12 protein-coding genes and 1 other RNA gene are annotated in these 14,052 nt (G+C 41.8%); 6 read left to right on the forward strand and 7 right to left on the reverse strand.

What is annotated here, in order from left to right:
- Positions 1-122: 122 nt before the first annotated feature.
- From EO132_RS11220 to EO132_RS11230, 3 genes are all read right to left on the reverse strand, one after another.
- The gene (locus tag EO132_RS11220; protein ID WP_127137937.1) at positions 123-854 is read right to left on the reverse strand and encodes a LytR/AlgR family response regulator transcription factor; all 732 of its coding nucleotides are present in this window, start codon (positions 852-854) and stop codon (positions 123-125) included.
- Between the two features lie 408 nt (positions 855-1,262).
- Positions 1,263-1,655 carry an acyl-CoA thioesterase gene (locus EO132_RS11225; RefSeq protein WP_127137938.1) on the reverse strand — a complete coding sequence of 131 codons (393 nt, stop codon included), beginning with the start codon at positions 1,653-1,655 and terminating at the stop codon, positions 1,263-1,265.
- Positions 1,655-2,698 (reverse strand): glutaminyl-peptide cyclotransferase, encoded by a 1,044-nt coding sequence (locus EO132_RS11230; RefSeq protein WP_127137939.1) that lies wholly within the window; start codon positions 2,696-2,698, stop codon positions 1,655-1,657. Before EO132_RS11230 ends, EO132_RS11225 begins: the two co-directional genes overlap by 1 nt.
- A 99-nt stretch (positions 2,699-2,797) precedes the next feature.
- Between EO132_RS11230 and ffs the strand changes: the two genes are divergently transcribed.
- The 3 genes from ffs to fsa all read left to right on the forward strand — a co-directional run bounded on the left by ffs (position 2,798) and on the right by fsa (position 4,426).
- An RNA gene (gene ffs / locus EO132_RS11235) (signal recognition particle sRNA small type) lies at positions 2,798-2,896 on the forward strand.
- Positions 2,897-2,920: 24 nt separating this feature from the next.
- Positions 2,921-3,730, forward strand: coding sequence for an SDR family oxidoreductase (locus EO132_RS11240; protein ID WP_127137940.1), 810 nt, complete (start codon positions 2,921-2,923; stop codon positions 3,728-3,730).
- 39 nt (positions 3,731-3,769) lie between these two features.
- Positions 3,770-4,426, forward strand: a complete 657-nt coding sequence (fsa, locus tag EO132_RS11245) for a fructose-6-phosphate aldolase (RefSeq protein ID WP_127137941.1) — start codon at positions 3,770-3,772, stop codon at positions 4,424-4,426.
- Between the two features lie 61 nt (positions 4,427-4,487).
- On the opposite strand, the gene EO132_RS11250 is transcribed toward fsa, so the two are convergent.
- Positions 4,488-5,876: a TlpA family protein disulfide reductase gene (locus EO132_RS11250; RefSeq protein ID WP_235856441.1), complete on the reverse strand. Its 1,389-nt coding sequence runs from the start codon at positions 5,874-5,876 to the stop codon at positions 4,488-4,490.
- A gap of 171 nt (positions 5,877-6,047) precedes the next feature.
- On the opposite strand from EO132_RS11250, the gene EO132_RS11255 reads away from it, so the two are divergent.
- Positions 6,048-7,676 (forward strand): ABC-F family ATP-binding cassette domain-containing protein, encoded by a 1,629-nt coding sequence (locus EO132_RS11255; RefSeq protein ID WP_127137943.1) that lies wholly within the window; start codon positions 6,048-6,050, stop codon positions 7,674-7,676.
- Here the strand turns inward: EO132_RS11255 and EO132_RS11260 are convergent.
- Positions 7,673-8,392 (reverse strand): hypothetical protein, encoded by a 720-nt coding sequence (locus EO132_RS11260; protein ID WP_164732327.1) that lies wholly within the window; start codon positions 8,390-8,392, stop codon positions 7,673-7,675. The two genes, EO132_RS11255 and EO132_RS11260, sit on opposite strands and share 4 nt — an antisense overlap.
- Before the next feature lie 214 nt (positions 8,393-8,606).
- Here EO132_RS11260 and EO132_RS11265 point away from each other — a divergent pair, with 214 nt between their 5' ends.
- Positions 8,607-9,134 (forward strand): fasciclin domain-containing protein, encoded by a 528-nt coding sequence (locus tag EO132_RS11265; protein ID WP_127137944.1) that lies wholly within the window; start codon positions 8,607-8,609, stop codon positions 9,132-9,134.
- On the opposite strand, the gene pheT is transcribed toward EO132_RS11265, so the two are convergent.
- A complete protein-coding gene (gene pheT, locus EO132_RS11270; RefSeq protein ID WP_127137945.1) occupies positions 9,135-11,546 on the reverse strand; it encodes a phenylalanine--tRNA ligase subunit beta in 2,412 nt (803 codons plus the stop codon).
- Between the two features lie 129 nt (positions 11,547-11,675).
- Here pheT and EO132_RS11275 point away from each other — a divergent pair, with 129 nt between their 5' ends.
- Positions 11,676-12,923, forward strand: a complete 1,248-nt coding sequence (locus EO132_RS11275; protein ID WP_127137946.1) for a peroxiredoxin family protein — start codon at positions 11,676-11,678, stop codon at positions 12,921-12,923.
- Position 12,924: 1 nt separating this feature from the next.
- Here the strand turns inward: EO132_RS11275 and leuB are convergent, their stop codons facing one another.
- Positions 12,925-14,043 (reverse strand): 3-isopropylmalate dehydrogenase, encoded by a 1,119-nt coding sequence (leuB, locus tag EO132_RS11280; RefSeq protein ID WP_127137947.1) that lies wholly within the window; start codon positions 14,041-14,043, stop codon positions 12,925-12,927.
- Positions 14,044-14,052 lie beyond the last annotated feature (9 nt).

Below are 14,052 nucleotides of genomic sequence, written 5' to 3' on the forward strand. Positions count from 1 at the left end.
GTAAAAAATTAAGTTTATACCGCTAAAGTATCTGGCATTTTCAGCTGGGGAAGTATTTCTGGAAGGGGCGTAGTATTCCTAGTCAATCTGCTAGAATTCTACGATAATCTGCAAGAATTTTGCTAATTAAGGGCCTTTGCTGCCGTTTTGGAGAGCATTTCCTTTAATTGGTCCACTTTATCCTTATATGTCTTGGAAAAAGGAAGTTCCTCTTCGCCATGGTTGAGGCTGCAAATGGATTTGCCGTAGTTGATACGGGATACATACCTACTATTTATGATATAGCTTTGGTGCACCCGAATAAAATCCTTGGGAAGTTTTTCCTCAAAGGATTTCAAGGTCTTAAAGGCGCTGATGACATTGCCATCCTTCATAAAGAAATCGGTAGTATTGTTGTCGGATTTCAGGTAAAGGATGTTTTTAGTATCCAGATACCGGTAATCCTTATAGGATTTAAGACAAATGGTGGATGGAGTATCTTGTTTTGGATGTAGTTTCCTTAAGCGGAAAATTGTCTTTCTAATATCAAATTCGTTGTGCGGCAGGATCCAATAATCAAAAAAACCACTTTTAATGGCGTTGTACGCATATTTTTTGGTTTTGGCATATCCTATGATCAATGGAAGGGTCTGCATGTATTGGTTCAGTTCCGTGATCATTTGGAAGTAATCCATGCCATCCTCGCCAAGATTGATAAGTACAAGATCAGGGTTGTATTTTAAAATGGAATTGAGACCACTTGAAGCACTGGTGTCCACCTCTGCACAAACCAAATCCTCGAACTCCTCCAAGTAGAGTTGCAACTGAAGCTTTGAGCTCGCATCCGAATCGATTATGTTGTAAGTATATTCCATGTGCAATTTGCTGATTGCAAGTTACTAACGCATGAAAAAAACTCGTTGCAGTTTTCCCTTAAAAAAACTATGGGTTTCCCCCTAAATCGGACTATTTTCCTACACATTTCCATAAAAAATCGTTAAAACGAAATTATATGTAATTATTTCTTCGATTTTTTTGGTTCAATTTCGTGATGAAATCAATCTCAAAAAACCACCGATATTATGGTGCTGAATTCTGGAAAATTTGGAATGTAAATTGGGTAATAATTGCGCTTGATTGGTTCAACAAATAGGTTTAGTTCATGTTTGGCTTACTACTATATTACAATTTGTTGAGGCCGCTTCAAAATTTTGGACAGTGGATTTTGGGATATAGGGCCATATTTCGATGAAATACAGCGACTTAAAGCATAAGATTGCTTTTTAGTCCATAAAGAGCGCTTCGATTTCCTCTGGAACCCGTTTGGGCCGAAAGGTTTTGGCATCCAATAAGCACCATTCCGTTACCGCTTTGACCAACAGCTCATCTGTTGCTTTGTTTTTGATTTCCACGATTCGTATGGAGATAGGGCCTTTATTGCTCTTTATATATGTATTCATCAGGATAGTGTGTCCCAACACGGCGGATTTATGGTAAGTAATATTATGGTTCCGAACCACCCAGACCATCGATTCCTGAGTTTCCTCTGAGGTAACATGCATCCAATGCTTTTTGGAGATATCCTGAATCCACTCCACATACCTTATATTGTTGACATGGTTAAGATCGTCCAGGTCACTTGGGACAACATCAAAAACTTCCGAATAGGTTTTCATCAATCTTTTTTGCGGATTTCTACCTCAAACAATTTGTCCCAATTTTTGCCGGTCACAAAAAACGTTCCCCGTTCTGGATGATAGGCCACTCCGTTCAAAACTGAATTGCCTTCGTCCCATTCAGGACCTTTTTTCACTTTGTTCTTGAGTCCACCAAAGTTGATGACCCCTTCAATGGCTCCCGAGGTGGCATCAATGATCATCATGCTTTCTTTTTGGTACACATTGGCGTAGATTTTACCGTTTACATATTCCAACTCGTTGGCCATGTTGAAAATGGATTTGTTGGTGGCCGTTTCAATATGTCCTTTCTCTTCCAACGTCTCTGGGTCCAAGAACCATATTTTTTCGGTGCCATCACTTTTGAATATTTTTTCGCCGTCGTTACATAGACCCCATCCTTCACGGCTTTTACCATAGGTAAAGTTTTTGATTTTTTCCAGATTGGAGATATCGTACACATATCCCAAACCGCTCTGCCATGTAAGTTGGTAGAGTTTATCGTTCATAATAGTGATGCCTTCTCCAAATACAGAAGCATCCATATCTATTTGCTGAAGGACTTCACCTGTTTCAAAGTTCACTTTTCTGACCGAGGAGGCACCTCTCTTGCCTGTACTTTCATATAACGTGCCATTGTGAAATTCCAAGCCTTGGGTGTATGCTCCCGTATCGTGCGGATAACTATTGATTATTTCATAAGTGTACACCTCTGGGGCTGCAGCAGCCAATAACCGGAAATCTTTTTCAACTTCCACGGTCTGTTCTTCAATTTTGAACTTGGCGACCAAGGTTTTGTTGCCCAAAGTAGGTAGGTCCATGGTCAACTTTCCATTTTCCACAGGTATTTCCTTATCATCTATATAATAATGTAAGTCCGAAATTTCAATTTCTTTTTTGTTCTTCAGCGCCACACCTAGTTGCTGATTTTGCTGTATGGCTTTGTTTTCCAATTGAATGGAAAAATGTTTGGCTGGGTTGGCACTTCCGCCGCATCCCAAAAAGAAGAGCAATGCCCCGGTTATAGAAAAAAGTTTGCCCATGGTTCTTACTGCTTGTGTCATAAATCGTTAATCCTAAAACACCGAAATTAAGAATGAATTGGGATTGCCACAAATATAAAAGGTCGTATATTTGCAGCTGGGCAAGTCCTACACGACCAGCTCCTGCAGAATCCCCCAGGGCGGGAACGCAGCAAGGGTATGCGGTCGTAGCGGTGCGATGTAGGTAGCTTGCCTTTTTTTGTACCCAAAAATCAGATGATCATGGATAAAAAAGTTGTACTGATCACCGGAGGTTCTTCAGGTATTGGTAAATCCATAGGAACATATTTGACCCAAAAAGGATTTACCGTTTATGGTACTACACGCAATCCAAAAAACTACCCCGATTTTAAGGAATTTGAGCTTGTTCAATTAGACGTGAAGGATGTGGAAAGCATTCAAAAAGCCGTTTCCCATGTGATTTCCAAGGAAAACAGATTGGATGTATTGATAAACAATGCAGGTGTGGGTATCACGGGCCCTATTGAAGAGACACCCCACGAAGAGATCCTAAATGTATTCGAGACCAACTTTCATGGTCCTATACATGTGATGAAGGCCGTTTTACCCCAAATGCGAAAGCAGGGCGGGGGAGCCATCATCAATATAACATCCATTGCGGGCTATATGGGATTGCCCTACCGAGGGTTCTATTCCGCCACCAAAGGTGCTCTAGGGCTCATTACCGAGGCACTGCGCATGGAAACCAAGGATTTTGGCGTAACCGTGACCAATGTGGCCCCAGGGGATTTTGCCACCAATATTGCATCGGGCAGGTACCATTCCCCGGTAATCAAGGGCTCTGCTTACGAAGAAAAGTACAATCAAACCCTAAAAGGGATTGATGAGGATGTGGATAGTGGGGGAGACCCCATCCAAGTGGCCGAAGCGGTTTACAAGATCATCAACCAGAAAAAACCGAAGGTACATAACCCGGTCGGTGCATTTTTACAAAAGTTTTCCCTTAGGTTAAAGAACATTTTACCCGACAAAGTCTACGAAAAATTGCTCCTCAACCATTATAAGTTGTAATTTTACACGTATTAGTGAACAAATTATAAATACTTAGAAATGAAGTTTTTTATTGATACTGCCAACCTTGACCAAATTAAGGAAGCCCAAGAGCTGGGTGTGTTGGATGGTGTGACCACCAACCCTTCCCTAATGGCGAAAGAAGGTATTACAGGAAAGGATAATATTTTAAAGCACTACGTGGATATCTGCAATATTGTTGATGGAGATGTTTCTGCCGAAGTAGTGGCCACGGAGTTTGATGAAATGGTCAAAGAAGGCGAGGAGCTAGCGGAACTGCACGAGCAGATTGTGGTAAAAGTTCCTATGATCAAGGATGGTGTAAAGGCATTGAAATATTTTTCAGATAAAGGTATCCGTACCAACTGTACTTTGGTGTTCTCACCTGGTCAGGCCCTATTGGCTGCCAAAGCTGGAGCAACCTATGTTTCTCCGTTCTTGGGCAGATTGGACGATATTTCAACCGATGGTCTTAACCTGATTGCGGAAATCCGTTTGATTTATGATAACTACGGATTTGAAACCGAAATCTTGGCCGCTTCCATTCGTCATACCATGCACGTAATCGATTGTGCCAAGCTTGGCGCCGATGTGATGACTGGCCCATTGTCTTCCATAGATGGATTGTTGAAACATCCATTGACCGATATTGGATTGGCCAAGTTTTTGGAAGATTACAAGAAAGGAAATTCCTAATTTGGAATCTTGATAAAATCGAATAGGCCCTGAATGAAAATTCGGGGCTTTTTATATATTATTATAAGGAAGTGTATAGGTTGGCGAAGCCATCGACCACCATACTGTCTTTGGTGATAACACACTTGTTGAGTCCGTCAATAATCATGGCCATTTGTAATTCTTTGAAGTCCTCCCCGTAAAACTGCCTGTTCGTGTCCAATTTGTAATCCTTCATCAACTTCTGCCATTTTGGATAGCTGGTCCTTAAATTGATGCCTACAAAGTTGTAGTGGGGATATTTCTCCTCTAAAGAGGTAATATGCCTATTGATGTTTTTGAAATGATTTTCTTGGTCTGCGGTCCAAAAATAGAAAACCGTATTCTTTTTGCTATTGGTCAGGTCTTTTAGGGAAATCGCTTCGTTATTGAAATTCTTGACGGCAATATTGGGAACCGTGTTGTTGGGCTGTAAGTTTTTTATCCCTGTATAGAGAAGGTCAATTTCTTCTTTGTGTTCCTCGTTGGTGGATAGGGATTTGAATTTGTCAATAAAAACCGTTGCCTCTTCGCTCGGGGTGTGTTCCACCAATAAGTAGTCCATCGCAACATTCCTGAACAAGATGTTTCTTAGTTCGGGCTGCTTTACAATACTGTCCACTAAAGTGAGTTTGTGATTATTGAAGTGCAAACGGTCACTGATGGGCTTTTTATCAGTACTGCAATTTTCCAAACATGTCATGTAGGATATGTTGCCAAAGTGCCATTTCATATAATCAAAATAAGGTCTGAAATAGGTCAGGTCCTTATTGTTTAGATCTATGTTTTTGCGATATCCATAAAAATCCTTGCCAAGTTCATGAATAGTTTCTTCTCCAGTCTTCTTCTTATGGTAAAAGGGATATTTCTCCTTGCTGATGTATGAGTGGTAATCAATAAAAGCCTCAGCCATACCCAGGGAATTGATGGAAAGCACATTGTCTGCTTCCAAATCCTTTAGAAGTTTGACCTTTATGGCACGCAAGGAATCTGTCTTTTTGCTGAATTCTTCCGGTCGCAATGGATAATAACTTCTGACCAAATCCTCTTCCTTTTCATAAGCTAGGAACATTTCGGTCATAAAGTTGTTGATTTCACTTCCTTTGCCAGAGTAAACCAATGATTCATCAAACTCCACAGTGTTCAATCTCGCCAATAAACTATCTCCCTTTTCGAGATATATGTATTGGTATTGTGGTGTATGGTTGAAGTGATAGAGTCCCCCTTCAATATTGTCCAGTTGAAAGGAAAAGTGATTTTGATTGTCCAACTTTACGGAATCCACATACGTGTCATTATGGTAGAGCACGACAAAGTCACTTGTGGGATTAACGATTTCACCGCCAAAAAATATTGAAGAACCGTTTTCCGAGGAATCGGAACACGATACAAAAGTGGACAATAAGGAGAGGCCTAGTAAAAATCTTACCATATATAGGAAGCGATTCATTAGTCTCTCAAAAGTAAGCAACCCAAGAAGCTAAACTTGTTAAGGGCTAGTTAAATGTTGTTAAACGGTGATTTTTCATCGTTTAAATATGCTCATTTAAATTAGAATTACGATTTCTATTTAGCTACTTTTGCAAAAAAATAAGATAGTTGCATGTTATCAGTATCGAATTTATCCGTACAGTTTGGCAAAAGAGTTTTGTTCGATGAAGTTAACGTAACCTTTGCCCAAGGAAATTGTTACGGCATCATTGGCGCTAACGGCGCTGGTAAATCCACTTTTCTAAAAATATTATCGGGACAGATAGACCCAACCTCGGGTCATGTGCATTTGGAGCCGGGGAAAAGGATGTCCATTTTGGAACAGAACCACAATGCCTACGACGAGTATCCTGTATTGGAAACCGTGGTCATGGGAAACAAGCCCTTGTTCGAGATAAAAAAGGAAATCGATGCGCTGTATGCGGACTATACCGATGAAAATGCGGAGAAAATAGGGGAGCTTCAGGTAAAGTTCGAAGAAATGAATGGCTGGAACGCCGATAGCGATGCCGCAGCCATGCTTTCCAACCTTGGAATCACAGAAGATTTGCACTATACCAACATGGCCGATTTGGACTCCAAACTTAAAGTACGTGTACTTTTGGCCCAAGCCTTGTTCGGGAACCCAGATGTGTTGATCATGGATGAGCCCACCAACGATTTGGATTACGATACCATTAACTGGTTGGAGAATTTCTTGGCCAATTACGATAATACAGTAATCGTGGTATCTCACGACAGGCACTTCTTGGATGCCGTTTGTACCTCTATTGCTGATATCGATTTTGGAAAAATAAACCTGTTTTCAGGTAACTATACCTTTTGGTACGAGAGTAGTCAATTAGCGGCCCGTCAAAGAGCCCAGCAAAACAAAAAGGCCGAGGAAAAAGCGAAAGAACTCAATGAGTTTATTCAGCGTTTTAGTGCCAACGTAGCGAAGAGTAAGCAGGCCACATCCCGTAAGAAGATGTTGGACAAGCTTAAGGTGGAGGACATCAAGCCGTCAAGTAGAAGGTATCCTGCCATCATCTTTGACCGTGAGCGCGAAGCTGGAGACCAGATTTTGAACGTGGAGAAACTTTCCGCCACCTCGGAAGATGGGGATTTATTGTTCAAAAACGTGAACATCAACTTGGCCAAAGGAGATAAAGTGGCCATTCTCTCCAAAGATTCACGTGCAACCACTGCTTTCTACGACATCATTGCGGATAAAACCAAACCTGACAGCGGGAAGTTCCAATGGGGGGTAACCACTACGCAATCCTATTTGCCAGCCGACAACTCCGAATTCTTTCAGGAGGACATCAACTTGGTGGATTGGTTGCGCCAATGGGCCAAGACCGAAGAGGAGCGTGAAGAGGTCTACTTAAGAGGTTTTTTGGGCAAGATGCTGTTCAGTGGCGAAGAAGCCTTGAAAAAATGCACCGTACTTTCCGGTGGAGAAAAAGTGCGTTGTATGCTCAGCCGCATGATGATGCTTCGTGCCAACGTACTTATGTTGGATGAGCCGACCAACCACTTGGATTTGGAAAGCATCACGGCCTTCAACAACTCTTTGAAGAACTTTAAAGGGACGATCTTGCTCACTACCCATGACCACGAGTTTGTGAACACAGTGGCAAATAGAATCATTGAGCTGACGCCGAACGGTGTTATTGACCGTTACTTGAGTTTCGATGATTATATGTCCGACAAGTCCATAAAAGAGCAGCGCGAAAAAATGTACGCGGTAACTGCTTAAGCGTTAAAGTACTTACTTTTCCAAATGGCTGGGTTAAAGTTTTTGCCCAGGGCAAATCCGTAGAAAATCACTATGGATGCTATGCATTTGAACATAAAAAAGTAGATGATCCAGAACTCTGCGGTGGTATTCTTTTTGGAAAACAATCCTTCGGGGACCATGAGGGTTACAAAGTAACTGATCAATAAAACCACAAAAACCAAGTTGGCAATGTTCTTAAATGGCCATGCGAAGAATTTTCGCAATGGATGCAGATCATTGCCCCATTTGTGGATTAAATAGTAGTAATCGTTTCCGATAGGAGCGAAGAGAAGCGGGTCGTCTTTGTCTTCCAGTTTAAACAGTTTGGAAGGGGCCATAATCTTAAAACCTTTGAGTTTGGTATCATGCGCAGCCTCCAAATGTTTGATTTTTGAAATGGCTTCCTGTGGAATCTCGCCTTTAAAGTAAGAGCTGTCCAAAAAGCGCAATCGATAATCAATACAAATGTCCTTGATTTGGTCGATATGGAAGATGTTTTCGGTTTTCAGAAGGTCAAATTCAAAGTCATTTGAACCAACATTGTTTTTGGAACTTAGCTCATGGGATATTTGCGATTCTTTCAATGCATCTTCTTGCAAAATTTGGCGGACTTCCTTCAAAATTTGCTCACTGTCGCCCTTCTTATTTCTTATGTTTTGAAGTTTTTGTTCAATGTTTGTTCCTTTCAAAATCATGCTGTTTTTTTAGTAATCCACTCAAATTTAATGATTTGAATTTTCGATACTGACAATTGTCATAAAAACACAATGTTAAGTTTATGTTAAATGGAATTTTGAAGGAATAAAATAGCTCGAATGTCATCAAAAAAGATGTATCTTATCGACGTTTTTGGTAGTTAATCGTATAATCATACTAAAAAGAACAAGCCCTAAAATTTAGACCAACCTCATGAATACCCCCGCAACCAGACTATTGCTCGGCCTTTGCTTGGCTTTTTCAATTTGTACCACTGCCCAAAACACTTCCAATGCACTTTCATACACCAGTAGATTGGATAATCACAAAATTCTTTTAAGTGCGGTAAATGCAACCGAATTAGGTGCATTGCTTCAAAAATCAGGGCCATTCACCATTTTCGCACCTTCTGATGCCGCTTTTGAAAAATTCTCGAACAATAAAATCGCGGAACTTATCAATTCAGAGGATAAGAGGGCTTTAAAATCCTTGTTGTCCTATCATATCGTAGCAGGTCAATTGACAGCTTCACGTATGCTCCGTGCCATAGGCAATGGTAACGGAACAGCAAGTTTTACCACCGTACAGGGTAAAAAATTAACCGCACATTTGGATGGTTACGACATTGTACTTACGGATCCCGTAGGCAATACAGCAAGAATTACCACAGCCGACCTTAATCTTGAAAATGAAGGGGTGGTTCACGAGATAGACAGTGTTATTCTGCCTGCCCGAATGTGATTAGCGAAGTTCCGCTCCCAATTCCTTTTGATACTGGGCCAATAGTTTACCCATTATTTTATCGATTTGCCTGTCAGTCAAGGTTTTCTTTTCGTCCATCAAGGTAAAGCTTACCGCATAGGATTTTTTGCCGTCAGGCAGGTTGTCGCCTGTGTACACATCGAACAGGTTTACCTTTTTAAGCAACTTTTTTTCTGTGCTCCAAGCGATATCGTACACTTTTTGGAAAGAGACCGACTCGTCCAGCAATAGGGCAAAGTCCCTGGTTACTTCCGGGAATTTCGGAATCTCCTTGAAAACTACGTTTTGTGTGCTCACGGATTCCAAAATGACATCCCAGTTCAAATCGGCATAGAACACCTCTTGCTTAATGTCGAATCGCTTAAGGGCAGCCTTGCCGACCAAGCCAATCGACACCAAAACGTTGTCGTTTTTCACATAGGAAACCCCTTCGGCATAATCTGAATCAGATAATGGCTTTGTGTCAATGTCTCGAAGCCCCAAGCGTTCAAAAACATTGTCAACAATACCTTTTAGATAGAAAAATTCAGATTTTTTGGAGGCAACGGCCCAACTGTTCTGTTTACGGTCACCAGAGATAAATATAGCCAAATGCTGATTTTCCTGATGCTCTCCGTCCACTTTGTGGTAGGTCTTTCCGAACTCGAACAGCTTCAGGTCGGTTTTTTGCCTATTGTGGTTGTAGCTCACTGTTTGCAAACCAGAATGAAGCATGGAGGTCCGTAGCACTGATAAATCCGAACTCAAGGGGTTCATCATTTGAACAGCGCTATCATCATCCGAAGTAATGTCAGATGAAACCAAACTGTTGGTCATTATTTCGTAAAAACCTTTGGATGCCAACATACTTCCGACCACGTCTTGAATTCTGTAATTCTCAAAGCGTGATGTTTTTGCAATGGAAGCGTTCAACTTTTCCTTGAAGTCAATGTTGTTGTAACCGTAGACCCTTAAAATCTCCTCGATCACATCAACTTCTCGGGTAACATCGACCCTATACGTGGGAATGGTCAATCCAAGACCGGATTCCGTTACGTTGTTGATTCTGATTTCCAAAGAGGAAAGAATGGATTTGATGGTATCCCGCGGTATTTCCTGACCAATCAAGGAATTGATTTTGCTAAAAGTCAAGAATACCTGTCTTTCTTGTGGTTTTTTCGGGTAAAGATCAGCGATTTCAGAAGTGATATAGCCTCCTGCAATCTCCCTGATCAAAAGAGCCGCCCTTTTAAGGGCGTATTTCGTCATGTTGATGTCGATACCTCTCTCAAACCTGAATGATGCATCGGTGTTCAAACCATGCCTTTTGGCCGTTTTTCTTATGGAAACAGGGTCAAAATAGGCACTTTCCAAAAATATGGAGGTGGTGTGTTCTGTAACTCCTGAGTGAAGTCCACCAAAGACTCCGGCAATGCACATGGGACTGTTTGCGTCACAAATCATCAAATCATCTTCATGCAACTCACGTTCCACTTCGTCCAATGTGGTGAACTTGGTTCCGGCGGGCAGAGTTTTCACCTCAACTTTGCTCCCTTTTATCTTGGAGGCATCAAAAGCGTGCAAGGGCTGACCCAATTCGTGAAGTACGTAGTTAGTCACATCCACGATGTTGTTTATCGGGGCCAATCCAATCGCCTTCAATCTATTTTTCAGCCAATCTGGGGAATCCTGCACCACAAGGTTGCTAATGGTAACCCCGCAATATCTTGGTGCAAGATCACTCTCCATAACCTCCACATCGACCTTCAACGAGCGATTGTCAATGGAAAAGTTACTTACGGAAGGAGTGACCAATTCCTTTTGTATCTCTTTTTGTTCCAACCCTGCCTTGAGGTCGCGTGCCACACCAAAATGACTCATCGCATCCGCTCGGTTAGGGGTAAGACCTATTTCAAAAACTTCGTCATTCTCAACGTCAAAGACCTTGGAACAGGGAGTGCCCGGAACCAACTCTTCATTGAGTACCATAATGCCGTCGTGACTTTCGCCAACCCCGATTTCATCTTCTGCACAGATCATACCTTGGCTCACTTCTCCACGGATTTTCCCTTTTTTGATCATCCAGGCTTCCCCTTCTTTGGTGTATAGGGTAGTGCCAACAGTGGCTACGGGTACTTTTTGGCCTGCTGCCACATTGGGCGCGCCACAAACAATCTGTAAAGGAGCTTCTTGCCCTACATCAACAGTGGTTAACTTCAATCTATCGGCATTTGGGTGTTTGTCGCAAGTGAGCACGTGTCCGACCACGATACCCTTTAATCCACCCTTAACTGATTCAAATTGTGATATACCCTCAACTTCCAGACCTAAATCTGTTAAAAGCTCGCCAGTTTTTTGAGCATCCCAATCAATTTGCAAAAATTGCTTCAACCAGTTGTAAGAAATCTTCATACCCCATTTTTAGAGGGCACAAATATATAACAATAGGGTAACAGATTCAACGATAATAATGACCTTAAATCGTAAGGAGTGTTTTGTTTTAAAACCAATTTCCTACATTTAAGTAAAATCTTTTGATTCATGAATAAAATAGGCGCAGCAATAGTAGGGCTTTTGGTCATATTTACTTCTTGTAAAAAAGAAGAAAAAATTGAACTCAAGAAGGGTCATTGGTTGGGGACCATGGAAGTTTCCGAATCACAACAATTGCCTTTTGAGTTCATAATCAACCAGAACGAAGAGGGCGGGTATGTGATGCAGGTCTATAATGCAGAGGAAGTTGTTACCATAGATGAGTTTACCTTCAATGGGGATTCCATCGATATTCGAATGCCCATATTTGAAGGTCATATTGCCGGGACCTATACCGCTACTGAAATCACTGGTCAATTCATTGAAGAGGGTAAAGAGCGCAGTGTTCCTTTTAGAGCTGTCCAAGGGAAGTTGGATCGTTTTGAAGCCAAAGAACCGGCTGCAGTGAACCTATCGGGTATTTGGGAGACCTATTTCCATATCAATACGGCGGATGAATATCCTGCAAAAGGTATTTTTATGCAGAATGGAAACAATGTCAAAGGAACTTTTAGAACCAAGACAGGGGATTACCGCTATCTGGAAGGCGTTGTCACGGGGGATAGCATGAAGCTGTCCGCTTTTGATGGTTCGCACGTATTCCTTTTTTTGGCCCAAGTGACCGATAGTACCTTAAACGGAAAATTTTATTCAGGAAAGCATGCGGTTCAAGAATTCATGGGTGCGCGGAACGAGGCTTTTGAACTTCCCGATTCCGATGGACTTACCTATTTGCGCGAAGGTTACGATAAATTTGATTTCTCTTTTCCAAATTCTGATGGGAAGATGGTGGATTTGGACGACCCAATGTTCGAGGATAAGGCGGTTCTTGTACAGATTATGGGTACTTGGTGTACCAATTGCTTGGACGAAACACGGTTTTACGTGGATTTCATCAAAAATAACCCAGACTTAGACCTTCAGTTTGTTGGGTTGGCCTTTGAATATGCAAAGACCGAGGAAAAAGCTTTTGAAGGAATCAAAAGGCTCAAGGAGCGCGAAGAAGTGCCCTATCCGATTCTTTTGGCTCAGTATGGCACATCCAACAAGCAAAAGGCCAATGAAAAACTACCGATGCTGAACCATATTCTTTCTTATCCCACGACCATCTATATTGATAAAGCTGGAGAAGTTCACAAAATCCATACGGGTTTCAACGGACCGGCAACAGGCCAAAAATTTGTTGAATTCAAGGAAGAGTTCCATAGGACCATTGATGAAATGACCAAGGGAGAAGTATTGGAAAGTGAAGGTTGATTTAGATGATGGTTGACTTGCCCAAATCGATGTTCTCATCGTTCATGAGAGTATCATCTTCGATATCCACAATGTTGTGGGCTATAAAGTCCCCAACTTGATTGGTTCCGTACTGACTGTTTTCCTTTAAATCTGGAGTGACAATTCCTTTTTTCAGGGATTTATCCACCGCTTTTTTAACGGCCCAAGCTTCTTCGGCCAGTCCAAAATGCTCCAACAGCATAGCTGCGGATAGAATCGATGCAATCGGGTTGGCAATATCTTTGCCCTTAGCTTGAGGATAGGAGCCGTGAATAGGCTCAAACATTGCGTTTTCATCGCCCACCGAGGCGGAAGCCAATAAACCAATGGAACCACCGATAACACTGCCTTCATCGGAAATAATGTCGCCGAACATATTTTCGGTCAAAATAACATCAAACTGTTTGGGGTCGAGTATGATTTGCATTGCGGCATTGTCCACAAACATAAAGTCCAAGTCAACTTCGGGATAGCTTTCCCCGATTTTCGTAACCACCTTGCGCCAAAGTCTAGAAGATTCCAGCACATTGGCCTTGTCAATCAAAGTAAGCTTCTTTTTTCTGACTTTTGCGGCTTTGAACGCCAAATGTGCTATTCGGCTTATCTCATCCTCGGTGTATTCGCAAAGATCGGAAGCTTTGGTGCCTTCCTCGTTCAATTTTTTCTCTCCGAAATATATGCCGCCCGTAAGTTCACGGTAGATGACAAAATCAGTACCGTTGATTACGTTTTTTTTCAAAGGGGATTTATCCAACAAAGTTGGATGGGAAAGAACGGGTCTGATGTTTGCAAACAAGCCCAATTCTTTTCGTAATTGTAACAAACCTTGTTCGGGTCGCACTTTTGCGTCAGGGTCATTATCATATTTAGGGTCGCCAATGGCTCCGAAAAGTACGGCGTCCGACTCTTTGCATAATTTTAGTGTGGCATCGGGTAGGGGAGTTCCCTTTTTGTCGATGGCAATGGCACCAACAGGAGCTTCTTTAAAAATAAAATGCTGATTGAAGGTTTCTTCCACAGCCTCCAAACATTTTACTGCCTGGGCCAACACTTCGGGTCCTACACCATCCCCAGGAAGTAATGCAATTTTCAATGCCATAAAATAACC

This window comes from Flagellimonas oceanensis (assembly GCF_003992595.1).
GTDB lineage: Bacteria > Bacteroidota > Bacteroidia > Flavobacteriales > Flavobacteriaceae > Flagellimonas > Flagellimonas oceanensis.

Bases quoted from the DNA above. Each gene is read 5' to 3' on its own strand.
- EO132_RS11220 (WP_127137937.1), bottom strand. From the start codon at position 854: ATGGAATATACTTACAACATAATCGATTCGGATGCGAGCTCAAAGCTT.
- EO132_RS11225 (WP_127137938.1), bottom strand. From the start codon at position 1,655: ATGAAAACCTATTCGGAAGTTTTTGATGTTGTCCCAAGTGACCTGGAC.
- EO132_RS11230 (WP_127137939.1), bottom strand. From the start codon at position 2,698: ATGGGCAAACTTTTTTCTATAACCGGGGCATTGCTCTTCTTTTTGGGA.
- EO132_RS11240 (WP_127137940.1), top strand. From the start codon at position 2,921: ATGGATAAAAAAGTTGTACTGATCACCGGAGGTTCTTCAGGTATTGGT.
- fsa (WP_127137941.1), top strand. From the start codon at position 3,770: ATGAAGTTTTTTATTGATACTGCCAACCTTGACCAAATTAAGGAAGCC.
- EO132_RS11250 (WP_235856441.1), bottom strand. From the start codon at position 5,876: ATGGTAAGATTTTTACTAGGCCTCTCCTTATTGTCCACTTTTGTATCG.
- EO132_RS11255 (WP_127137943.1), top strand. From the start codon at position 6,048: ATGTTATCAGTATCGAATTTATCCGTACAGTTTGGCAAAAGAGTTTTG.
- EO132_RS11260 (WP_164732327.1), bottom strand. From the start codon at position 8,392: ATGATTTTGAAAGGAACAAACATTGAACAAAAACTTCAAAACATAAGA.
- EO132_RS11265 (WP_127137944.1), top strand. From the start codon at position 8,607: ATGAATACCCCCGCAACCAGACTATTGCTCGGCCTTTGCTTGGCTTTT.
- pheT (WP_127137945.1), bottom strand. From the start codon at position 11,546: ATGAAGATTTCTTACAACTGGTTGAAGCAATTTTTGCAAATTGATTGG.
- EO132_RS11275 (WP_127137946.1), top strand. From the start codon at position 11,676: ATGAATAAAATAGGCGCAGCAATAGTAGGGCTTTTGGTCATATTTACT.
- leuB (WP_127137947.1), bottom strand. From the start codon at position 14,043: ATGGCATTGAAAATTGCATTACTTCCTGGGGATGGTGTAGGACCCGAA.